Origin of the sequence: Pseudoalteromonas sp. SR43-2 (assembly GCF_014163885.1) — a bacterium.
Taxonomy (GTDB): domain Bacteria; phylum Pseudomonadota; class Gammaproteobacteria; order Enterobacterales; family Alteromonadaceae; genus Pseudoalteromonas; species Pseudoalteromonas distincta.
This window is the reverse complement of record NZ_JACJED010000008.1, coordinates 62,048-85,768: the sequence shown is the minus strand read 5'-3', so window position 1 is coordinate 85,768 and position 23,721 is coordinate 62,048. Positions and strand designations below refer to the sequence as shown.

20 protein-coding genes and 1 pseudogene are annotated in these 23,721 nt (G+C 37.2%); 15 read left to right on the top strand and 6 right to left on the bottom strand.

Features of this window, described 5'->3' with window-relative positions:
• Positions 1-37: 37 nt before the first annotated feature.
• Complete coding sequence (locus H5120_RS08940) at positions 38-895, top strand: Dam family site-specific DNA-(adenine-N6)-methyltransferase (protein WP_002958383.1); 858 nt, start codon at positions 38-40, stop codon at positions 893-895.
• On the opposite strand, the gene H5120_RS08935 is transcribed toward H5120_RS08940, so the two are convergent.
• Together H5120_RS08935 and H5120_RS08930 are read right to left on the bottom strand one after the other, a co-directional pair.
• Entirely contained in the window at positions 852-1,037 is a 186-nt protein-coding gene (locus H5120_RS08935) for a DUF2970 domain-containing protein (RefSeq protein WP_002958384.1), read from the bottom strand. The two genes, H5120_RS08940 and H5120_RS08935, sit on opposite strands and share 44 nt — an antisense overlap.
• 3 nt (positions 1,038-1,040) lie before the next feature.
• Positions 1,041-1,337 (bottom strand): hypothetical protein, encoded by a 297-nt coding sequence (locus H5120_RS08930; protein ID WP_002958385.1) that lies wholly within the window; start codon positions 1,335-1,337, stop codon positions 1,041-1,043.
• 160 nt (positions 1,338-1,497) lie between these two features.
• Here H5120_RS08930 and rpe point away from each other — a divergent pair, with 160 nt between their 5' ends.
• From rpe to trpS, 3 genes are read left to right on the top strand one after another with little or no spacing between them, the layout of a single operon-like run.
• The gene (gene rpe, locus H5120_RS08925) at positions 1,498-2,181 is read left to right on the top strand and encodes a ribulose-phosphate 3-epimerase (protein ID WP_182674135.1); all 684 of its coding nucleotides are present in this window, start codon (positions 1,498-1,500) and stop codon (positions 2,179-2,181) included.
• Positions 2,181-2,846: a phosphoglycolate phosphatase gene (locus H5120_RS08920; protein ID WP_024606487.1), complete on the top strand. Its 666-nt coding sequence runs from the start codon at positions 2,181-2,183 to the stop codon at positions 2,844-2,846. The genes rpe and H5120_RS08920 overlap by 1 nt, the downstream gene beginning before the upstream one ends.
• Before the next feature lie 32 nt (positions 2,847-2,878).
• Positions 2,879-3,883, top strand: a complete 1,005-nt coding sequence (trpS, locus tag H5120_RS08915) for a tryptophan--tRNA ligase (protein ID WP_002958388.1) — start codon at positions 2,879-2,881, stop codon at positions 3,881-3,883.
• 115 nt (positions 3,884-3,998) lie between these two features.
• On the opposite strand, the gene H5120_RS08910 is transcribed toward trpS, so the two are convergent.
• Positions 3,999-4,919, bottom strand: coding sequence for a TraB/GumN family protein (locus H5120_RS08910; RefSeq protein ID WP_182674134.1), 921 nt, complete (start codon positions 4,917-4,919; stop codon positions 3,999-4,001).
• Positions 4,920-4,955: 36 nt separating this feature from the next.
• On the bottom strand, positions 4,956-5,321 hold the full coding sequence (locus tag H5120_RS08905; RefSeq protein ID WP_182671047.1) for a hypothetical protein: 366 nt from the start codon (positions 5,319-5,321) through the stop codon (positions 4,956-4,958).
• Between the two features lie 282 nt (positions 5,322-5,603).
• Here H5120_RS08905 and H5120_RS08900 point away from each other — a divergent pair, with 282 nt between their 5' ends.
• Positions 5,604-7,745 carry a transcriptional regulator gene (locus H5120_RS08900; RefSeq protein ID WP_182674133.1) on the top strand — a complete coding sequence of 714 codons (2,142 nt, stop codon included), beginning with the start codon at positions 5,604-5,606 and terminating at the stop codon, positions 7,743-7,745.
• 405 nt (positions 7,746-8,150) lie between these two features.
• Here the strand turns inward: H5120_RS08900 and uvrA are convergent, their stop codons facing one another.
• Positions 8,151-10,976 (bottom strand): excinuclease ABC subunit UvrA, encoded by a 2,826-nt coding sequence (gene uvrA, locus H5120_RS08895; protein WP_182674132.1) that lies wholly within the window; start codon positions 10,974-10,976, stop codon positions 8,151-8,153.
• Positions 10,977-11,138: 162 nt separating this feature from the next.
• Between uvrA and H5120_RS08890 the strand changes: the two genes are divergently transcribed.
• The 5 genes and pseudogenes from H5120_RS08890 (at position 11,139) to H5120_RS08870 (ending at position 18,576) form a co-directional block, all read left to right on the top strand.
• Positions 11,139-12,506 (top strand): MFS transporter, encoded by a 1,368-nt coding sequence (locus H5120_RS08890; RefSeq protein WP_182674131.1) that lies wholly within the window; start codon positions 11,139-11,141, stop codon positions 12,504-12,506.
• Between the two features lie 20 nt (positions 12,507-12,526).
• A complete protein-coding gene (gene ssb / locus H5120_RS08885) occupies positions 12,527-13,252 on the top strand; it encodes a single-stranded DNA-binding protein (RefSeq protein WP_182674130.1) in 726 nt (241 codons plus the stop codon).
• Between the two features lie 260 nt (positions 13,253-13,512).
• On the top strand, positions 13,513-16,242 hold the full coding sequence (locus H5120_RS08880; RefSeq protein ID WP_182674129.1) for a response regulator: 2,730 nt from the start codon (positions 13,513-13,515) through the stop codon (positions 16,240-16,242).
• A 183-nt stretch (positions 16,243-16,425) separates the two neighbouring features.
• Positions 16,426-16,707, top strand: a pseudogene (locus H5120_RS08875) (NADPH-dependent FMN reductase); the annotation flags it as partial.
• Between the two features lie 180 nt (positions 16,708-16,887).
• The gene (locus H5120_RS08870; RefSeq protein WP_182674128.1) at positions 16,888-18,576 is read left to right on the top strand and encodes an EAL domain-containing protein; all 1,689 of its coding nucleotides are present in this window, start codon (positions 16,888-16,890) and stop codon (positions 18,574-18,576) included.
• Between the two features lie 3 nt (positions 18,577-18,579).
• Here the strand turns inward: H5120_RS08870 and H5120_RS08865 are convergent, their stop codons facing one another.
• Positions 18,580-19,488, bottom strand: coding sequence for a 1-aminocyclopropane-1-carboxylate deaminase/D-cysteine desulfhydrase (locus H5120_RS08865; protein ID WP_182674127.1), 909 nt, complete (start codon positions 19,486-19,488; stop codon positions 18,580-18,582).
• 77 nt (positions 19,489-19,565) lie between these two features.
• On the opposite strand from H5120_RS08865, the gene H5120_RS08860 reads away from it, so the two are divergent.
• The 5 genes from H5120_RS08860 to mshL are packed head-to-tail and all read left to right on the top strand — an operon-like array spanning position 19,566 to position 23,720.
• Positions 19,566-20,489, top strand: coding sequence for an MSHA biogenesis protein MshI (locus H5120_RS08860; RefSeq protein WP_182674126.1), 924 nt, complete (start codon positions 19,566-19,568; stop codon positions 20,487-20,489).
• Positions 20,486-21,085, top strand: a complete 600-nt coding sequence (locus tag H5120_RS08855) for a PilN domain-containing protein (RefSeq protein WP_223231636.1) — start codon at positions 20,486-20,488, stop codon at positions 21,083-21,085. Before H5120_RS08860 ends, H5120_RS08855 begins: the two co-directional genes overlap by 4 nt.
• A complete protein-coding gene (locus H5120_RS08850) occupies positions 21,082-21,777 on the top strand; it encodes an agglutinin biogenesis protein MshJ (protein WP_154904142.1) in 696 nt (231 codons plus the stop codon). Before H5120_RS08855 ends, H5120_RS08850 begins: the two co-directional genes overlap by 4 nt.
• Positions 21,755-22,078, top strand: coding sequence for an agglutinin biogenesis protein MshK (locus tag H5120_RS08845; RefSeq protein ID WP_182671040.1), 324 nt, complete (start codon positions 21,755-21,757; stop codon positions 22,076-22,078). Before H5120_RS08850 ends, H5120_RS08845 begins: the two co-directional genes overlap by 23 nt.
• Positions 22,062-23,720 (top strand): pilus (MSHA type) biogenesis protein MshL, encoded by a 1,659-nt coding sequence (mshL, locus tag H5120_RS08840; protein WP_182671061.1) that lies wholly within the window; start codon positions 22,062-22,064, stop codon positions 23,718-23,720. Before H5120_RS08845 ends, mshL begins: the two co-directional genes overlap by 17 nt.
• Position 23,721 lies beyond the last annotated feature (1 nt).

The window sequence follows — 23,721 nt, the reverse complement described above, 5'->3', positions numbered from 1 at the left end:
GTAAAATCGCGCAACACCAGATTGAAGTAAAGAGCCAATGCAGCAAAAAAGTAGAGCCTTCCTTAAATGGGCCGGCGGAAAATACAGCCTAGTTGAAAACATTAATGCGCGATTAAACCAAGCTAGCAAGCATGCTGATACTTTGGTTGAACCTTTTGTTGGTGCAGGCTCTGTGTTTTTAAATAGTGACTTTAAGCACTATATCCTCAACGATATCAATGCAGACTTAATTAACTTATATAAAGAGCTTAAAAGCTCTCCAGATGAGCTTATTAGTGACGCTAAAAAGCTATTTGTTGATTTGAATAATCACGCAGATGCGTATTACGAATATCGTGTGCAGTTTAATCAAAGCCGTGATGTATACGAACGTTCAATCTTGTTTTTATACATGAACCGCCATGGTTACAACGGACTGTGTAGGTATAATTTAAAAGGCATTTTTAATGTGCCTTTTGGTAAGTATAAAAAGCCTTACTTTCCTGAAAAAGAAATGTATTTTTTTGCTGAAAAAGCACAAAAAGCAACGTTCACTTGTTTAGATTACGATGACGTTTTTAAGTTAGTACCTAACAATGCTGTTATTTATTGCGACCCACCTTATGTGCCATTAAGTAAAACGGCTTCTTTTACGTCATACGCAAAAGGGGGGTTTAATTTAGATGATCAGGCTAACTTAGCTAATTTGGCAGAACAAGCCGCATTTGAAAATAACACGCCTGTGCTTATTTCAAACCACGATACCGTGTGGACGCGTAAAATTTATAGCCAAGCATCGCTTGAGCAAATTCAAGTAAAGCGCACTATTAGCCCCAAAGGTGGCTCTAGAAATAAAGTTGACGAGTTGATGGCTATGTATTTAGCACCCAAGCAACCACTGCGTAAATTGCGATAACAAAAGCAACAAATAGTACAATCGCAATTAAAATGATGGATAAAGGGGAATGTTGTTTAAAATCGACTTGGCGTTTATTTTCAGATTGAACACCAAAAAATGCAGCTAGCACACTTTGCAACGCGCTAAAAAATTGTAGCATTATTTAAAATAAAGGTTTTAAAGAAGGAGCGTTTTTAGAATCTTCAGAACTAGTAAGTAGTTCCAGTAAATCAAGGTAATGAAACTGAGCACTACGGCTATCGCCAGTTAACCACGAAAACCATGATGACTCTTCTTCAGCTTTAATACACGCAGTTAAAGTGTTTTGAGCACTTACCACTTGTGTATTATGACAATTACTCACTGAGCTTAATTCTTGCTCAGAGCTTGAACCAAAGCTAAACGCCCCGATAAGCAGTAATGCCGACGCAATTAATATCCCAATTTTAAAAGCACGCATGATGAAATCCAATAATTTGTTACTTTTTTAATCATAGCAAATATTGGTTAAATATCAAACTTAAAGTTACCTAAAATGGGGGCTATTACGCCATATTACTTGGGTAACATCTTCAATTAAGTTACATTAACGCAATCACTATTTATTGATGGAGTTAATCATGTTTAACCCAGAGCAAAAATATTTAATAGCCCCTTCTATTTTGTCTGCTGATTTTGCAAAGCTAGGCGAAGATGTTGATAAAGTTCTCGAAGCGGGTGCTGACGTGGTTCACTTTGATGTAATGGATAATCACTATGTACCTAATCTCACAATTGGTCCTATGGTGTGTAAAGCACTAAGAGATTACGGTATTACAGCACCTATCGACGTACATTTAATGGTTAAGCCTGTAGATAGCATAATACCTTTATTTGCTGAGGCTGGTGCTTCTATTATTACTTTTCATCCTGAAGCCAGCGAGCACGTCGATCGTACAATACAGTTAATTAAAGATCACGGCTGTAAAGCAGGATTAGTGTTTAACCCAGCAACAAGCCTAAGTTATTTAGACCATGTTATTGATAAGCTAGATACCATTTTACTAATGTCGGTAAATCCTGGGTTTGGCGGGCAAAGCTTTATCCCTCATACGCTTGAAAAATTACGCCAAGCAAAACAGCGTATTATTGAATCAGGCCGAAATATTCGCTTAGAGGTTGATGGTGGTATTAAAGTCGATAATATTGCAGCAGCGGCTCGAGCGGGTGCTGATATGTTTGTTGCAGGTTCAGCTATTTTTAATCAACCTGATTACAAAGTGGTGATTGATCAAATGCGTGAGCAGCTTGGAAGTGTTAAGTAATGAAGTACGATGTCGCCTTATTTGATTTAGATGGTACTTTGGTTGATAGCGTTTACGACTTGTATATCGCTATTAATTTAACCTTGAGCGATTTTGCTTTTCCTATTGTTAGTCAACGCTTGGTTGAAAGTTGGATTGGTAATGGGGTTGAAGTCCTTGTTAAACGCGCTTTGAGTGGCGATATGCAAGTGAGTGAAAATTTAGATGAGTCACTTAGTGGCAAAGCAATATTACAGTTCTATAAGTATTATGAACAGCAAGTTGGTGAGTATAGTGTTTTGTACCAACATGTAGAAACAGGGCTTGCAGCACTTCGCGGTATGCCTAAAGCATTAATCACTAATAAGTCTCGAATTTTTACAGAGAAACTACTCGAAAAATTGGCACTAACGAGTCATTTTGATGTGGTTGTATGCGGTGACGACATGGCAAAAAAACCATCGCCAGAACCTTTGCTATTTGCCTGCAAAAAACTAAATGCGGAGCCTAATAAAGCAATAATGATAGGTGATTCTAAAAGCGATATACTTGCAGCTAAAGCCGCTAATATAGACGTAATTGCACTTAGTTATGGCTATAACCAAGGTGAAAGTCTTGAGGATTATAATCCGCAGTACCTATGCGATAACTTCTTAGATATAATACCTGTTCTAACGCAGCGTTAAATATTATTCATTAAGCAAAATAAAGGAAAATCATGAGTAAACCAGTAGTTTTAAGCGGCATTCAGCCAACCGGTGGTATGACAATAGGCAACTATGTTGGCGCTATTAACCAGTGGCTAAAGTTACAGGAAGACCACGAAAGTTTCTTTATGTTAGTAGACTTACACGCTATTACGGTTCGCCAAGAGCCTGAACTACTGCGCTCTCGAGTGTTAGATGGTATTGCTCTTTATGCGGCATGTGGCATTGATCCAGAAAAATCTGCGTTATTTGTACAATCGCAAGTACCTGAGCATGCACAATTAGCGTGGGTATTAAATTGTTACGCGCAAATGGGTGAGCTTAATCGAATGACTCAGTTTAAAGACAAGTCATCTAAGCACGCAAATAACGTAAACGTGGGCTTATTTTCATATCCGGTATTGCAAGCTGCAGATATTTTATTATACCAAGCTGATCAAGTACCAGTAGGGGATGATCAAAAGCAACACTTAGAGCTGACTCGCGATATAGCCACACGCTTTAATAATTTATATGGCGACGTATTTAAATTACCAGAGCCGTACATCCCTGAGTTTGGTGCACGCGTAATGAGCTTGCAAGATCCACTTAAAAAAATGTCTAAGTCTGACGAAAACCCAAATGGTTACATCATGTTATTAGATGAGCCTAAGCAAATTGTGAAAAAGCTTAAAAAAGCAGTAACTGATTCAGATGAACAAGCACGTATTTATTTTGATCGCACAGAAAAGCCTGGCGTATCAAACTTGCTTACTTTATTGAGTGTTGCAACTAAGCGCTCAATTGAAGACCTAGTTCCTGAGTATGAAGATAAAATGTATGGCCATTTAAAGAAAGATACAGCAGATGCAGTTGTAAATATGATTGAGCCTATTCAAGCACGCTTTAAAGAGATCAGAGAAGATCAAAACCTACTTGATGGCATAATGAAGTCAGGTGCTGAAAAAGCAAGTGTACGTGCTGAGAAAACATTGAAATCGGTATACGATGCGCTTGGTTTTATTCCTCGCGGGTAAGTTTATTAAAATAAAAAAATGCCGCTTGTTAGCGGCATTTTTTATATAGCACATATCAACATGATGGACCCAAATAGAAACAGTAGCGATATAGCTAGTTTGTCTGTTTTATCCATTATTCAGCCCCTCTTACTGTTATATCTGCCGTGCTATCAATATCAACTAAAGAAACTTTATAGCCCTTATTTTCAAGTAAGGTAAGTAAACTATCTTGTCCTGCAAGATGGGCAACTCCAACAAGTACAAACTCATTTTTGTCGTTGTTAAACATGGCTTCTACTTTTGGTAACCAATCATTATTTCTATCTGTAATGATTTGTTTGTAGCTATTCGGATCATTTTGCTGCATATCTTCAAGTGCTACTTTATTTAGGGTGTCTGTATCACCTTTGCGCCAGGCAGCTAAAAGTCCTTTAAACATATCGCCATAGTTGTGAAGCTCGGCTAAGTTACGTTTAATGAAATCGTTTTCGTTGCCTTGACCCATTGTTTTAAAAAGCTCTAACTGAAATTCGATTGTTTCTAAGTAATTTTTTGTTTTGTTATCTTCAGTCGCTTTTTTAGTAAAGTAAGCATCAACCCCTTCACCCATTAAATTTTGCTTTTGAAGCTCCATCGACATTAAGACAATACTAACCATAGCAGGGCGAAAACCATCTAACTTAGCGAGGTTAGCGCCAAACTCGCTAAGCTTATTTTCAAGTGATGCCTTAATCTCGGGTTCAAGTTTTTGACTTAACGTTTCGTTATTTGTATACGATAGTGCGCCTAACATTTGCATTTGTGCATTAGTATCGGCTGGGTCAGTTATCGGTGCTTCTAAAATAATTGTATCCGCTTGTTCATAAGCATGGTTAAACTCAGCGGGTAGTGGCATTTCAGCTTTAGGTAGTATGTGAACTGTACCGCCAATAAATAGTGAGTCATTACCATTGCTTACTTGCCATACAGAGCTTTGGGCCTGTGCTGTATTTGCTAAAAGACTACAACTAAGTAATACGCTGGCAGATACTAATTTTTTTGTGAATTTTTTCATGATAATTCCTTTATGTAACTTTTAATTTTATTGTTTTTAGTTCGATAACACAGTGCTGAAATATGCAGTGATTGAGGATGTTACCTTTGAAAGGTTTTTATCAATTTGCGAGTTTATTTTGCTCATTGAAGAGTCAAGCTCAGCTGATATTTTTTCATCTATCGAAGAAAGTAACGTTTGTGTATCAACATTACTTTTTAAAGACTCAGTGGCGTCTATGTTGTTTGTTTCTTGCTGCTTTTTATTAGCTGGGTTAATCGCCTCTACGCTTTCACCAATTATGCATTGATTAAAATTACTTTGAACGGTGTGTTGTTTAGCGTCAGCTGCAATAACTGAAGTTGTATTAAAAGCAGTTGCTAGTAGTAAAGCCGGTAGTACTTTTTTCATTGTGCTATTCATAATTAAACCTTTTATATTTTTAATTGCAGCCAATTTAGAATCACAAATGTTTTTTTACTAAGCTGCTTGTTGATGACGGTTTAAAGAATATCGCTGAATTTATTGAGAGTCGCTTATCTAGTTATGAGCAATTAATAGATAAGGTTTTTAAATTAAATAATTGTTTTAATTTAGAGGGTTAGCCTTAAACCTTATAATGCTAATATAAGGTTTAAAATGCTTTTTCTATAAAAGAAAGTGTAGATGTGATACGGTTTATAAAAATAAAAATACGTAAAGACTATGAATTATCAAATCGGACCTTGGCAATTTATTAGTAATCGCTGTGTGATTACTTCAAACCATTTAGAAAGGGAATTAGATCCACTTTTAGTAAAGCTATTACTTCACTTTATAGACAAGCCTCAACAAATTGTTTCCCGCCAAGAGCTTATTGAGAGTGTGTGGCAACAGAGCTTTGTTGATGATAATGCGATTAACCGTGCAATCTCAGAGTTAAGAAAGCAGCTTGCCCATCCAATTGAAAAAGCGCCGCTTTTAAAAACGCATTACCGTAAAGGATATAGCCTAACAGTAATACCTGAGCGTTTAACACAAGCAAACATTTTGAAAGAGCCTGCAAACATTCTGCCTGACTCACCAGGTATTTCTGCCAAAAATGAAGAGATAGCTACTGCAACTACTTCTCAACCAGTTCAAAAAAAGAACAGTAAAAAGTTTTTGATTTATTCTTTACTCGTCATTATTTGCCTGTGCTCTTTAGTATGGTTTGGGTTGTTTTTTATTAATGCACCTTCTAGTGAAAAGATTAAACAGATCACGGTTAATAAAGTAGCAAGCACGTGGAATATAGGCAGTGAGGTTCACCCTGAGATGTCCTCAGATAAACAATATTTAGCTTATACAAATGTTGAACCTGAAAATGACATAATGCATGCATTTGTAAAGCGACTGTCTGATCAAAGGGAGGTTGAAATTACCTATCCTGGCTTTCAAGTATCTATTTTATCGTGGCAGTTAAATCAGCACGCAGTGCTTATACAAGCTACAAACTTAAAACAACAGCAGTGCGAAATGGTACTGGTTGATTTAAGCCAGTTTCCTATTGTTGGTGAGGCTACATTAATTAAAAAGTGTGACCTTAGATACACCGGCTACGCACAAGTAGACGAAAATAGTGAATATATTTATTACACTGAATATAAAAATGAGCAAGATGGCTCAGGTTTATATAAATTTGATTTAGAGTTACAAAAAGAGTCCATTGTTATTCCACCACCAGGTGTAATGTATGGCGTAATAATGCCGCGCTTATCTTCTTCAGGTAATAAAATAGCATATATACTTAGTCAAAAAGGTCAGCCTTTTTCGGTGTTCAGCTACGACTTTTCTACGCGTGAGACTAAGCGGTTATTTAAAGCAAACAAAAGTATAATTAGCTTCGCGTTTGACTGGCTTGCAGACGATAAAGGCGTGATTGTTTTTGAAGACTCTGACCTTTCAACCATTGTGTTTGATGAAAATAATATTATTAAACGCACACTAACGGTTACCCCAGCAATTTCACCTTATTATATTGCAGTTCAATCTGCTAATAGCCTCTTTTACTCAGCAAATAAAACACAAGCATTTTCGTTAATTAAAGCGACTAATCTTTTTAGCGATGTTCCTGAGTATGAAGCACTCTACAAAAGTGATGAAGACGACTACCACATTGTAGAAGTCATTAATGAGAAAGGGCCAGCGCATATTTTTGTATCCGAGCGCTCTGGCAGCAGTCAGTTGTGGTTATCTCAAAATGGACTTACAAAGCAACTTAGTAACTTTACTTATGAAGGGAAATCTACCTTTGCTATTGGCGGGCTAAGAGTATCGAGTAAGCAAGATCGTGTTTTATTAAGAGTTAATAGCGATATTGCATTTTTTGACGTTATGTCGAACAAACTCTATACCATAGCTGAGTTTAAAGGGCGAAAAATACTAAACTATGTATGGTCTAAAGATAATGAAAGTATAATTTATTTAGAGCGAAGTGGTTCAGAAAACCTATTTGCTCAGTTTAATTTATTAACGCGAGACACAACTATATTAGAGGATATTAAAGCCAACAAATTAATTTCAGGCGCTGACGGTACTAATTATGCAATTACTAATAATCAGTTAATTAAACTATCAAATAAACAGAGTTGGGAATTACCCAAAGACGCGCGACAAGCACAACTTTTTGCTATTAATGGTAATTACCTCTACTACTCTGATGCTATTTCAAGAGTTGCTCGGCTTAATTTAGAAGATAAAACAGTAAAAGATGTGCACGTGGATTTTAAACCTGTCGCATTTTTTATTAGTGATAACAATCAAATTTTCTTTACAGAATCAAAATATAAAGACATGCAAATAATACAGATAAGTTGGAATGACTAGGGTCTGTTTATCTTTCAAGGTTAAATTTGCAGCAGTGTGTTGTTTTTCTTTAATAACATTTTCGATTGTTATACCAATTCGCTTAATTAAATAAGCTATTTTGAGGCTGGAAAAACGTGTTGGTAGCTAGGCAAAAAATTCGCTATTTAGTTGTTCTCGGCAATAGCTCCTGCATTGCTCTACCTTCTGCATCCATGCAGTCGCAAATGAGAATTTTTTAACACAGGTAGCGACACGTTTAGCCCCGCAAAATGATTAAGTATTATTGCGGATTGGTATTATGTTGATAAAAGAAAAATTAGAGCCAAAAAATAGCGAGAAATGAATCTTCTCGCCATTTTTAATTAAGTGCAATCTCGACAGTTAAATAACCTCAAAGCCGATTAATTTGTCACAACTGAACCTCTATTTATTTAATAGAGGTTTTAAGTAATGCCCAGTATGTGAACGCTCACACTCAGCTACTTCTTCTGGCGTACCTGCAATGAGTATTTCACCACCGCCAGCTCCGCCTTCAGGTCCTAAATCGATCACCCAATCTGCTGTTTTAATTACATCGAGGTTGTGCTCAATAACCACAATGGTGTTACCGTGATCGCGCAGGCGATGTAATACAACAAGCAGTTGTTCAATATCGGCAAAATGTAGGCCGGTTGTGGGCTCATCTAATATGTAGAGTGTTTTACCTGTATCACGTTTAGAAAGCTCACGGGCAAGTTTTACACGCTGAGCTTCACCACCTGAAAGCGTGGTAGCGGCTTGACCTAAGCGGACATACGATAAACCAACGTCCATTAGGGTTTTAAGCTTGCGGGCAATAGCCGGTATTTTGTCAAAATACTCATGCGCGTCTTCAACAGTCATCTCAAGTACTTGGTGTATGTTTTTACCTTTGTATTGGACTTCGAGCGTTTCACGGTTATAGCGTTTGCTCTTACACACATCACACGGTACATACACATCAGGTAAAAAGTGCATTTCAACTTTAATTAAGCCGTCACCTTGGCACGCTTCACAGCGTCCGCCTTTAACGTTAAAGCTAAAGCGACCTACTTTGTAGCCACGTGAGCGCGCTTCTTGTGTACCTGCAAATAATTCACGAATGCCGGTAAATATACCTGTGTAGGTTGCCGGATTTGAACGAGGAGTACGACCAATTGGGCTTTGATCAATATCGATCACTTTATCAAAATGATCTAAACCGCTAATTGATTTATACGGTGCCGCTTCGGCAGTGGTTGCGCCATTTAGCTCTGTATGAGCAAGTTTAAATAAAGTATCGTTTATTAGCGTTGATTTACCCGAGCCAGATACACCTGTCACACAGGTCATTAAACCAAATGGGATTTTTAAATCCACATTTTTAAGGTTATTACCCGTTGCGCCAAATAGCTCTAGCCATTTGTCGTTCGTTGGGTGACGCTCTTTTGGTATTTCTATTTTACGTACGCCTGATAAAAATTGGCCCGTAACAGACTCTTTACTTGCTAAAATATCGTCGCGCGTACCTTGAGCAATAATATGCCCACCATGAACACCCGCACCTGGGCCAATATCAATAATATGATCTGCAGCACGAATAGCATCTTCATCGTGCTCTACCACAATAACGGTGTTACCTAAGTCGCGCAAATGGACCAATGTTTGTAATAAACGGTCGTTATCGCGTTGATGCAGCCCAATAGATGGCTCATCTAGTACGTACATTACACCTACAAGACCGGCACCAATTTGACTGGCTAAGCGGATACGCTGCGCCTCACCACCTGATAATGTATCGGCACTACGTTCAAGTGATAAGTAATTTAGGCCAACGTTAATTAAAAACGATAAACGGTCGCGAATTTCTTTTAATATTTTTTCAGCTATTTGGCCTTTTTGTCCGGTTAACTCTAAACCTTCAAAAAATTCCATGGCTTCACCAATACTCATGCATGTGATTGCAGGTAAGTTGGTTTGTCCAATAAATACATTTCGAGACTCTTCGCGTAAGCGCGAGCCATGACAGCTAGGACACGCTTGGCTTGTTTGGTATTTAGCAAGTTCTTCGCGTACAGAGTTTGACTCGGTCTCGCGGTAGCGGCGATTCATGTTATTTAAAACGCCTTCAAACTCATGGTTACGCGTAATTAAATCGCCACGGTCGTTACGGTAATTAAACGCAATTTTAGTGCTACCAGAGCCATCTAAAATAATTTTTTTCGATTCGCTGTCTAAATCTTGATAAGGCACGTCTAAATCAAAATTGTAATGATCTGCAACCGCTTGCAGCATTTGATAGTAATAAAAGCTGCGTTTATCCCAGCCTTTAATTGCACCGCCAGCAAGGCTTAACTCTGGGTTATGCACTACGCGATTAGGATCAAAATATTGACGAATACCTAAGCCATCACAGGTTTGACAAGCACCAGCTGGGTTATTAAACGAAAACAAACGCGGTTCAAGTTCAGTCATTGCATAGCCACAAGTAGGGCAGGCAAAATTTGCTGAAAATAGAATTTCTTCAGCGCTGCTATCGTCCATGTATGCTACATGTGCAACGCCATTAGACATTTCAAGTGCAGTTTCGAATGATTCTGCTAAGCGTTGTTGTAAGCCATCTTTTACTTTAAATCTGTCTACAACAACTTCTATTGTATGTTTTTTATGAAGCTCAAGTGTTGGTGGATCAGACAAGTCACATACTTCACCGTCTATACGGGCGCGAATATAACCTTGGCTAGATAGCTGTTCTAATAACTTAACATGCTCACCTTTACGCTCTTTTACTATTGGCGCAAGCAGCATTAATTTACTGCCCTCAGGTAGAGCCAAAACAGTATCTACCATTTGGCTAACGGTTTGCGCAGCAAGAGGTAAATCATGTGTAGGACATCGTGGTTCGCCAACGCGGGCAAACATAAGTCGTAAGTAATCGTAAATTTCGGTAATAGTACCTACGGTTGAACGCGGGTTATGAGACGTTGACTTTTGCTCAATAGAAATGGCAGGAGAGAGGCCTTCGATGTGATCCACATCAGGCTTTTCCATGAGCGATAAAAATTGTCTTGCGTACGCAGAGAGTGATTCAACATATCGGCGTTGTCCTTCTGCATAAAGCGTATCAAATGCAAGTGATGACTTCCCCGAACCAGATAGACCCGTAATAACTATTAATTTATCACGTGGGATGGTTAGGCTGATGTCTTTTAAATTGTGCGTTCGGGCGCCTCGGACTTCAATGTTTTCCATGCTATCTCGTTTGTTACCAAAATTATTTACTCAGTATCGCATAATACGAAGCAATATTAATCCTTGATCAATGAAAAATCCTTACTTATAGGCGATTAATTATTGCCAAGCTTATGGTAGAATCCCAACCTCAATTTTTCATAGAGTAAGATCACGCAGATAATGACCGCATCTTCACTTAATTCACGAGAAAAACGCGCCGCTGTATCACTGGCGAGTGTGTTTGCATTTAGAATGCTCGGCTTGTTTATGCTGATGCCTGTATTGGCTATTTATGGACAATCGCTTGAAGGTTTTTCGCCTATTTGGATTGGTTTTGCCATTGGTGCGTATGGTTTAACGCAAGCTCTACTACAAATACCTATGGGTCGATTATCCGATAAGATTGGTCGTAAAAAGGTTATTGTTGGTGGCTTAGTTGTATTTGCTATTGGCTCTGTAGTTGCTGCATTAGCTGACTCTATCCAAATGGTTACCGTAGGCCGTGCTTTACAAGGTATGGGCGCAATAGCCAGTGCGCTACTCGCGTTTGCTTCAGATTTAAGCCGCGATGAGCAACGACCAAAAGTAATGGCCGTTATTGGTATGAGCATAGGAATGAGCTTTGCCTTTGCTATGTTACTTGGGCCAATTGTTGCAGCTTCATGGGGTATTGCAGGTGTATTTTGGTTGACTGCTATTTTAGCTGTCTTTGGTATATTTATAGTGACCATGCTAGTGCCAAATGCGGTAAATAAAGCGCCCAAAGGCGATACATTAGCAAGCTTCAGCGACATTAAAAAATTAATTAAACACCCTCAGTTAGCACGATTAAATGCAGGTGTATTGTTATTGCATTTAACGCTAACCACAATTTTTGTGGTACTGCCGAGTCAATTAATTAAAGATGGCTTAGTTGCCGACCATCACTGGTATTTGTATATTCCAGTGCTATTTTTAGCATTTTTATTAATGGTACCAATAATGATTGTGGCCATTAAAAAAGAGAAAGAAAAACAAGCATTTATTGGCTCGGTAGCCTTGTTAACTATTAGTATGTTAGCAATGTCGGTATGGGTTAATAGTGTAGTAGGCATTGCTGTGTGTATGCTGCTTTATTTTGTGGCGTTTAACTTTTTAGAAGCCACTATGCCTGCGCTTGTATCGCGAATAGCACCTGCAAGCCAAAAAGGTTCAGCAATGGGAGGCTACTCATCTAGTCAGTTTTTAGGCGCCTTTTTAGGCGGTATGTTAGGTGGCTATGTAGCACAAACTACAACGACGCAAGCTGTGTTTGCGGCAGCGGCACTTGTTGGGTTAATATGGCTTATTATTGCGTGGAAAATGCAAGTCCCACCCAAAAGTAAAGTTATTAGTTTAATGACCAAATTAGATTCTGAAGAGCATGCTCAAGTACTTGCTTCTCAGTTAGTTGCTTTACCAGGTGTAATAGAAGCAACTGTAGTTCGCGATGAAAGTCGCAGCTATTTAAAGATTAATGATAAAGAATTTGACCTAGACCAAGCGCGTAAAGTCGCTGGTTTAATCTAACATTTATAGGAGATGGTTCCATGGCACGCGGTGTGAACAAAGTAATTTTGGTTGGTAATTTAGGGCAAGATCCTGAAGTTCGTTATATGCCTAACGGTAACGGTGTAGCAAATATTACCCTAGCAACTTCGGATAGCTATAAAGATAAGAACACTGGCCAAATGGTTGATAAAACTGAGTGGCACCGTGTTGTATTTTTTGGCAAGTTAGCTGAAATTGTTGGTGAATATTGTCGTAAAGGTTCACAAATTTATGTTGAAGGTAAACTTCAAACTCGTAAGTGGACCGATCAACAAGGCCAAGAAAAATACACTACAGAAATAGTTGTAGATGGCTTTACTGGTCAAATGCAAATGTTAGGCGCACGTGGTGGCGATCAACAAAGTGGTGGTTACCAAGGTAATCAATCACAAGGTGGGCAACAAGGTGGTGGTTACCAAGGTAATCAAGCGCAAAGTGCTCAACAAAGCGGTGGTTACGGTCAAAATAATCAAGGCCAAAATAACCAGCAACAAGGTGGTTATGCTCCACAACAGCAAGCAGCACCTGCAGCGCAGCCAAAACCGGCTCCAGCACCACAGCAGCAAAGTAATCAATACCAGCCGCAAGGCGGCTTTGCACCACAACAAAATAGTGCACCGCAGCAGCAAGGTGGTTTCGCTCCTAAACCACAAAGTGCTCCGCAAGGTGGTGCATCAAACCCAATGGAACCAACCATTGATTTTGATGACGATATCCCATTTTAGTTTTCCAAATTTTACAGTGTAAAGATAATTGATTCTTTACACTTTTTACTCTAAACCCAGTATTCGTACTGGGTTTTTTATGCGTATTGCGCTGTGATGATAATCCAAAAACTATCAATACAAGACCTCATTAGGCTGTAAAGTGAAATAGTTTTGTTGGTAATGTTAAATTGCAGTAAATTTTATCTTGTATTTAATTGATATATATATCGTTAATACTTACCATTAAACTACTTTCCCCTGATTACACAATGAGAAACATGAAAACTAATATCTTATTTTTATTTCTTGTTTTTCAATTCTTGAGCCCTAGTTCACACGCTCAAACTCCTTCAGACGTTACTCATATTTTATTTATAAATTCAACAAATCAAGATATGCCTTGGTATAAAAGTGTTGAGCTTGGACTGCGTACAGAGCTTAAAAAACGTTCTTTTAGTTATGAACTATTTGTCGAAAATATGGATGTAAATCGCTTTGATGAAGTTAATCAAAAGCAGTTAATGAAAGACTACCTCAAACAAAAATATAAAAATAAGCACATCGATATCATCGTTACTCAGTCGCCTTCTGCAGCGACGTTACTATCTCAATTAGACGATTTTTTTATAAATGCTCCACGAATATACTTAGAGCCAGGCGCCCAGTTTAATCTACCAAAAAAGACCAGCGGAGCTGTGATCCAAGCTAAATTAGATTACGCGCAAGCAACAGCAAATGCTGTTAATTTAATGAAACCTAAAAAATTGATCGTAATTTTAGATACAAAAAACGATATTGGTATGAGCTTTCATCGAGGACTCTTTCCGGTTATTAACCGTGATTTTTCGTATTTAAATGTAGAAAAGTGGTTTGATCTTCCATTACCAGAATTACTCACCAGAGTAAGAAATGCCCCAGCGGATTCGATTATTTTATTTACCCCCATTTTTAGGCGTTACGATAATAAATCACTTAGTCCTTATCAGCTAGTAGAGCGATTAACAAAAGAAAGTCCGGCGCCAGTGTTTAGCTATTGGGAAGTACTATTAGGCTCAGGTGTTGTTGGTGGGTATGTATTGTCGGGTGAAAAAATAGGTAAACGTATTGCCGATTCAATAGTTTTTTATAATGAAAATAAAGCTTTAAATGAAATTAGTGGTGAAGGGCTTAGTACATACTCATATGATTGGCGACAATTAAGTAAGTTTAACATTGCTCCGCAGAGCTTGCCAGAAGAGTCAATTATCTCTTATTACGAGCCAACTTACTTTGAGAAAAATAAAATATTAATTTACAGCGCTACTGCAATTATTTTTATTCTTAGCAGTTTTTTAGTTTTTGTTTTATTTTTAAACCAACGCCGCATTCAACTTTTAAAAGAGCTTGATGAAGAAAAGCAAAGATTAGAGTCGCGCGTTGAAGAGCGCACTGAAGAGCTTTTGCACGCCAAGGAGGAAGCTGAGCATCTGACATCCGCTAAGTCTGAGTTTTTAGCAAATATGAGTCATGAAATTAGAACCCCTATGAGTGGGATTATTGGTTTGACTAATATTTTGCTCGAAAAAGGTTTACCTGGTGAGTATGAGTATTATTTAGATAAAATTAAATACTCCTCAGATCAACTTCTGGTGGTTATTAACGATATTTTAGACTTTTCAAAAATTGAGTCTGGAAACATTAACCTTGAAGAATTTCCTTTTTCTGTAAATTCGGTTGTTGATTATATCAAAGCAACCTTCAATGAATTGGCCCAAAGTAAAGGAGTCACATTTGATATTGTCATTGATGAGACAGTTAAGCTGGACTTAATCGGCGATGTAGTGCGAATAAATCAGGTGCTGTTAAATTTATGCTCTAACGCAATTAAATTCACCCCTCACGGCACTGTATCGGTTTTAATTGAGTCAAGAAAGTTATTAGACGATCCGCAAAGTGTTTGCTTATATTTTACAGTTAAAGACTCAGGTATTGGCATTGCTGAGGATAATCTTAGCAATTTATTTGAATCATTTACTCAGGCAGATAGTTCTACAACTAGGAAGTTTGGTGGTACAGGGTTAGGTTTAACAATTAGTAAGCGTTTATGCCAATTGATGGGTGGTGATATAACGGTACACAGCACTCAAGGTGTGGGTAGTGAGTTTGTTGCTTCGGTGGAAGTTAAATTGAACAACCAAGCGTTGATTGATGATACGCCTAACCTAATCTTTACTGATCCGTTTGATGTATTAATTATAGATGATAATGAAGAGGACCTTAAAGTAATTGAAAATCAGCTTACAGCTATGGGTTTAGCATGTACTGCGTGCTCGTCTGCTAAGCAAGCTATTGATATTATTGAACAGAATAAAGAAAAATTTAAAGTCATTATTGTCGATTGGATAATGCCAGCGATGAGTAGTGAAACATTTTTAACGCGTATTTATAATATTAATCCCCAGCTTTGCAATAATATAATTGTACTTACAAGGGATCATGAGGTTTTACTTAATGATGTGGCTAACAAAATAAATATAAACACAATTTTGCAAAAACCTGTTCATTCGAGTGTCTTGTATGAGGAGGTGAAAAGTAGAGTAGTCGGCTCTTTTCATGAAGTGCCTAAAGTAAATGCTGTGAGTGAACAGTCGCTGGCGGGTATTAGAGTATTAGTTGTGGAAGACAATTCAATCAATCGACTCATAGTTACCAACATACTAGAAAATAGCGACGCTCAGGTTTACTTAGTTGATAATGGATTAGAGTGTATCCAAACAGTAAAATTAGAGCCGTTTGATATAATTTTAATGGATATTCATATGCCTATCATGGACGGTGTTGAGGCGACTCAAATTATTCGTAATGATAGTGATGAAACTATCGCAAATATTCCAATAATTGCCTTAACAGCTAATGTTATGAAAGATGATATTACACGATACTTATCCATTGGCATGAATGCCCATGTTGCAAAACCCATTAAAACGCAAAAACTACGTGAAACTATAATTCGCTGTTTAAATAAATAGTTGCGCTATACATATAATTTAATATTTTTATCAAATGCCTACCGCAATCCCTTCCATTCGCTTGAGCCGATTTTTTAATAACTTAAAAAAATTTATAAAATAGAATTTGACTAACGTGTTTTATATGTGAAATTTCATATGTTCGATTTTTCGTATATTCACTTGGCAAAGGTTGAGTTATAAATGTTAGAAGTTAATGGGTTACCAAGTACAAATAAAACACACAGTGTTGTTCCATACACTAAAAATTTTAATGTTAGTTTTTCTGAGCACAAACCTAAAATTTTATTGTTATATGGATCATTAAGAGCGCGTTCTTATAGCAAGTTGGTAATAGAGGAGAGTGCACGTTTATTAACGTATTTTGGTGCTGAGGTTAAAATTTTTAATCCTGAAGGTTTACCTCAAACTGATAGTGAAGATGAATCACACCCTAAAGTACAAGAGTTACGAGATTTAATGCTTTGTCGATGGCTTTCATCTATTTACAGAATAAAGGGCATAGCTGTTTATTTTTGTAAGCTCTCGTTTATTTGAGTGTTTTTTGTTTAGTGCTATTAATAAAAGTTTAAACTTAGTTTGCAACCTTGTGCTTCTATAGATATTGAACAACACTTTAGTTATTAATATAACGAGTGGCAGGCTATGCAAAAGAGTAAACTCTGGCTTTTAAAGTACTTCAAAGGTATCTCTTTTGTTCTGTTTCTGGTGATACTTATTAGTTTTAATTTCATTTTAAATGATGCATTACATCAAAAAGCACATGGTTCTGGACAGCAGTTCGTTAAGCGTGTTTATGAATTAAATTTATCTCCCTCTATAAATAATGAAGTGTTGGTCGCATTAGCTAAAAATGAAGGCTTTAAGTTAGAGGTGCAAAACTCTTCAGATCACTTTAGGAACTTAGTCAATTTAGAACGCGAAGTTTTTACTTTTAAAACGTTAAGTTTGAGCCTTTATCACTATCCAGTGTGGGTAACACAAAGCTACTTATTTATATTCTTAAATCTGATTATATTAGGCGCTGCTAATTGGTCTTATCGCTGGTGGAGCCTGTTAAAAGTAAACCGTAAAGTAATGCTTAAAAATACAGTTATACAGCCGACTAAAATTATTCAACAAAGGCATAAAAATACTCAACTAATCGAACAGGCAAAAAAATGTGATTTAAGTTCTTTGTATGGAGTTAATACTGCATCACATAACTTATTTTTACTTATTGAGTGTGATTGTAGCTTTAATAAAAAAACGGATATAGAAGCCAATTTTAAAGTCTTAATTACTAAAAAATTAGCCGAACTTAAAGGTGTGTCGGTAAAAGTACTAAACTCTAATTACTTAGCGGTTACCTTACCAAATATTTCTATTAGCGAGTTGAATAGCTACGTTGAAAAGCTTCATAAAAATGTGTTTTTAATATGTCAAAATCATCAAAAAAATATTACTCATAAAAATATTAAAATAGGTGCGTGTGATTATCAATTAGGCGCTGAACAAGTGGCTGTTTATAAGTTAGCAAAATCAGCACTCGCGCTATCACAAAGCAGCCTATTACAGCATTGCCATCGTTTAACGTTAAATCACTGCCAAGAAAAACACCTCTCTAGCAAACAGGTTATAGAAAACATTAAAAAGAATAAGTTTATATTATTCTTTCAGCCTGTATTTGAACTCTCTAGTGGAGATATCCTGCAGCATGAAGCTCTTATTCGGGTTAGGCATAGCCAACTTGGTTTACTGGCCGCTCGTTATTTTATTAAGCAGGTTTATAGTGATCAAGATGCTTTAATATTAGATAAAGCTGTAATAACACAAGTCAAAAAGCTAATGCTCAGTGAGTCTTCGGCTTTAACAGTTAGTGTAAATTTACACCCTAAAAATTGGTTTAATACTGTATTTTGGGAGTGGTTAGCCAATCAAATGGCAGAGCTTAAGTTAAATACTAAATTACAATTTGAAATAAGTGAGGCAGAATTTTTTACTCATAGAGAGTCGATAACTAATGCACTTAATGTTATTAAAAAAGGGCATTCACACATTGTGATTGATAATGTAAAAAGCAGTGAGAAAGTAGCCATGCTAGTTGATTATAACCAAGTATGTGGGCTTAAGTTATCTTACGAACTGGTTCATTTATTAAATGAAAAAATTCAAAATCAAAAGAAAATAAAAAAGATAGTCGAAGCCGCTAGTCTTTTAAATCTACCCGTATACGCGGTGGGCGTAGAGACTCAAAAAGAGCTACTTACGCTTACCAAATTGGGAGTGGTAGGGGCTCAAGGTTTTTACTTTTCAGAGCCACTCCAAGAGTTTACGCAAGCGGTATTTAATTAAGGTCTAAATTAACCCTCTATATTTAAGCCCATTTAAGCCTTGAAGCCCGCCGGTATGAACAGCAATAATTTTACTCCCAGGTGGGAAATAATCTTGCTCAATAAGCTGCCACAATGCATACATCATTTTTCCGCTATAAATAGGCTCAAGTGGCAGATTATAAGTGTGACTCATATCTTGGCAAAACTGCCATAACTCAGGTGAAAACTTACCATAACCCCCATCATGAAACTCTGTGAGTAACTGCCAGTTAGTTTGGTTATTAGCTTTAGCGCTCAGCTTTTTTATTTCTTCATTTAAATATTCAGCTTGTTTTAATACCGCTATACCAATAACTTGTGTTGTTGAAGCACTGCCTTCTATTAGTCCAGCAAGCGTGCCACCACTACCTGTAGGACAAACTAAGTAGTTATGTTCGGGTAAGCTTTGTACTAACTCTTGACACCCTAATAAAGCATGTTCATTTGTGCCACCTTCAGGGATGATATAAGCGTTTGGAAAACGCTCTTGCAGAGCATTAAGGTATTCGGTGTCGTGACGTTTTCGATACTCTATACGATTAACAACATGTAGATTCATACCACAATGTTTTGCAAACTGAATTGTCGGATTGTTGTTATCAAGTTCTGGCCCGCGGATAATTGCATGAGTTGTTATATTAAATTCTTTTCCCGCAGCTGCGCAGGCGTGAATATGGTTTGAAAATGCACCACCAAAAGTCAGAAGTTCTGTCTTATTTATCTTTTGCATGTACGCTAAATTATATTTTAATTTACGCCATTTATTGCCACTTATTAACGGATGATGCAAATCATCACGTTTTACACCTAAATAAATATTTCTCTTTTTTAGAAACGTTGTATCTATTTGTTGAATATGGTTATTTTCTTTTATTTTGAATGATTTATGCATATTTATTAGTTTTCAACTTGGCAAAATAATTAAAATGTACGACACTTGGTTAATACATAATTAACAATAGTAGCTATATGAAAGAAAAGCTGTTTTCTTGGTTAAATCGTAGTTTAGATCCTAATACAGCTATTGGTGTTGCAGCTTACGCAGATACTGTAAACGCAGTATGTTTAAAAAAACAACGCGACCAATGGATGGTTCACAGTTCTCACAGTGTAAATGTGTCTGAGCAAACCGATTATACCGCTGCAATTGTTGCTTGTACAAATGAGGTTTCTACTGATATTTGTGCCGTTAATTTAGTCATACCGCACTACTTTTATCAAATAGTGCAAATGGATAAACCAAACCTTAGTGACGAAGAAATCATTCAGTCACTCCCTTGGACTACAAAAGATTTAGTTGATATAGCGCCTGAAAATATTGTGGCTGACTTTATCGATTATCCAATAACATTACCGATGCAAAGCAGCAAAATGAATGTGTTTATTACGAATAAGCTGCAACTACTTCCGTTTATAGACAGTTTTGAACAAACTAAACCTGTTTTGCGTGCAATGACATCTGAAGAAATGGTTTTAGTTACCTTGTTTGGCTCATACAAAGAGGCGCATATGCTGATTGTGCAACATGCTAATCATGAACCTCGAATCTTAATTATTCGTGATGGGCAATTAGTATTAGCTAGGCGATTAAATGGTTTTTTAGGCATTTCTGATAAAGATCAAAATCAAGAATTGGTAGAAGCGTTAGGATTAGAAATTCAGCGTTCTATGGACTTTTTTGAAAGCCAGCTCAAGCAACCACCAATTCGCAGCATTCAGTTACAGTGCGATGATTTATCTTCATTAACTCTTAGAGCAGGGCTTGCAGAGTTTTTACAAGTAAAAGTTGTAGATTTTGAGCCTAACTTAGAATTAGCGCAGCAATTAGAGCCAAATTTTTATTATGCGCTTGGGGCAGCCTATCAATTAACAGATCCTGAGTCTGTGCTATGAAAACCCGGATTAACTTTTATCAAAAAACCTTACGCGTACGGCGAGACCCAGTCCCTTTGTCTGGAATGATCACGTTGTGGTTAGGTGCGCTATTAATTATTGCAATCACGTGGGCTTTTTACAGTTATAAAACATATTCTAGTGAGCTTGATTTAGAACAAAATAGGCAATACCTCAAACAAGGAAAAGCTCAGTTAGAAGTTGTAAAACAGCAGTTAGCAGAGAAACAAAATAAAACACTCTTTATTAATGAGCTAAAAACACTTCAGCAAGAGGTTTTGCACAAGCAGCAAATATTTAGCTATTTAGAGCAAAGTTCAGAGCAGTCTGCAACCGACTACGCTCAGGTAATGCACGATTTAGCTAAGTATCATGAACCTAATATTTGGCTGACCCACATTAAGTTTGTAGGGCAAAGTGTGACGCTTCAAGGTCAAACATCGCAATCAAAATTCTTACCAATTTGGTTTGATAATTTAAAACAGTCGCCATTTTTTATTGATAAAGAGTTTTCAGTTTTAGAGTTATCTACGCAAGCAGGTGTGAGTGAATTTAATGTAGCGACAGACCTTAGTGATGAGGGCGATAAACCATGAGCCAAACAACAAGTAGCCAGAATAATAAAAATAAAGGTTGGCCATTATGGGTCAAATACCAAGCTCAGTTTGCATCGCTGCAAAAACGTGAGAAGTATTCCACCTTATTTGTTGGTTTGTTTATAGTGATTTACCTCGGTCTTTGGTTCGTTATTTTTCCACAGCAAGATGAAGTTGCCAACATACGTTCAAAGCACAATACAACGCTGCAAGAGTTACAGCAGATAAATGCGCAACTCTCCATGTTAAACCAAGCACTAAACTACGACTACACTAAGGTTTTACGCGGCCAAATTGCACAAACCAGAGATGAATTAGCCGAAATAAATAATCAACTTAATAGTTTTAGCCAAGGCTTTGTAGCTGCTAAAAATGTACCTGCCGTTTTAAAAGATTTGCTTGTAGATAGTAGCGACGTAAAAGTGAGTAGCTTTAATGTAAAACCAGCACGGGCTATCGATGTAGAAAAACTAGGTGAACATGATACGCAAACATTATTTTTTGAGCATCAGATGGTAGTTACTTTGCAAGGTAGCTACTTTAGCTTACAAAAATATTTAGCCGCATTAAAAAACAATCAAAATAAGTTATTAATACAAGAGTTTAGTTATCAGGTACTAGAGTACCCTCAAGCTGAACTCGTCCTACATATAGCTACAGTGAGCGCTAATGAAAAATTTATCGCGTTATAGTATTTGTACTTTGGCTCTTTACATTATTGCGCCGAGTGCGCTTGCGCAACTTCGCGATCCGACTCAGCCAAATATGTTTGTGAGTAACAATAGTCCAGTTAAGCAAAGTACAGAACTTAAATTGCAATCTATTATTAAAAACAGTACAGCATTTAAGGCCATTATTTCAGGCCATATTTATCGAGTTGGTGATGCTGTAGATGATTTTCGGGTGCTAAGCATTAACTCAAAACACGTTGTGCTAGCAAATGATGATAAACAAATAAAATTAGAATTATATGACTATGAAATTAAAAAATAATTTATCTCACCCGTGGCTTGTTCTCTTTTTGTTGCCTACGTTTTTAACGGCTTGCCATAGCTTTAAACCAGGTAAAGAGATTAAAACTCATATAGAGCAAGAGTTAGCAGAAAAACCAACAAAGCCTAAAGTCATTGCGCCTCTACAAATGCCAAGCGAACTTACACAAAGCTTATTGTCATCTATAAATAATGAGCAAACGATAAGTGATGATTTATCTATCAAGCGTTTTGATGTTGCTGCAAATGATGTTGAAATAGGCGCTTTTTTTGCAGGCTTAACAGACGATACTCCTTTTAGTGTTGCTGTACACCCAGAAGTAAATGGCACAATTAGTTTAAACCTAAAAAGCGTTACGTTTAACGAAGTCATTGCTGTTATTAAGCGTATGTACCCTTTAGATATTGTAAATGAAGGGCGAATTGTACAAGTATTACCAGCCAAAATGCGCACAGAAACGATACCTGTAAATTATTTGATGATGCAACGTCATGGTCAATCTACAGTGAGTGTTGTTGCTGGTGGGGTTAGTCAGTTTGCACAAAGTGGTAATGGATCGAGTAGTTCAAATTCAGGCAGTGGTAACCAACAAAATAGTAGCTCTGGTGGTGACAACCAAAGCTTAGATTTAAATGGTTCTCGAATCCAAACAATTAATAAAAATGATTTTTGGCAAGAATTAGAAGTTGCTCTTAAGTCCTTAATTGGCGCAGGCGATGGGCGCTATGTTGTTGCAAGCCCACAAGCTAGTTTGGTTACAGTAAATGCATTGCCCAGTGAAATTAGTCAGCTCAAAGAGTTTTTACGTCAAAGCCAAGAAAACCTGCAACGCCAAGTTATTCTAGAAGCAAAAATAATAGAAGTAACTTTAAAAGATGAGTATCAACAAGGAGTTAACTGGGAGCGTATAGCCAGTGGTTTAGAAGGTGGGATTTCGTTTGCTACAACAGCGGGTTCTACAATTAGTAATAGTATTTCGGCTGCAATTGGCGGAGCGTCATCGCTAACCATTCAAAAAGGTGACTTTAATGGGGTTATTAATTTGCTAGAAACCCAAGGCGATGTGCAAATGTTATCTAACCCTCGCGTTACGGCTACAAACAATCAAAAAGCAGTTATAAAAGTAGGGCAGGACGAATATTTTGTTACTAACGTATCAAGTACAACGGTAACAGGTACTGCTACAACCACCTCGCCTGAGATAGATTTAACACCGTTCTTTTCTGGTATTGCGCTTGATGTAACGCCGCAGATTGATAAGTATGGCTCAGTCATTTTACATGTTCATCCTTCAGTAACTGAGACAGAGGAGCAACTAAAGGTAATTACTTTGGACGATCAACGTTTTGAGTTACCTCTAGCGCAAAGCAACATTCGAGAGTCAGATACCGTTATTCGCGCTCAAAGTGGCGAAATAGTGGTTATTGGTGGCTTGATGCAAACGTCAACTCAGGATGAAGAATCTAAAACACCGGTGCTGGGTGATATCCCGCTATTTGGCAATTTATTCAAAAGTATTCGTAAACGCCAAGAGAAAAAAGAACTGATTATCTTAATTAAACCAACCGTTGTTATGCCCGACACTTGGAAAAAACAACAAGGTGAAAGCCGTCAGCTTTTAAAAACATGGTATGAAAACTAAC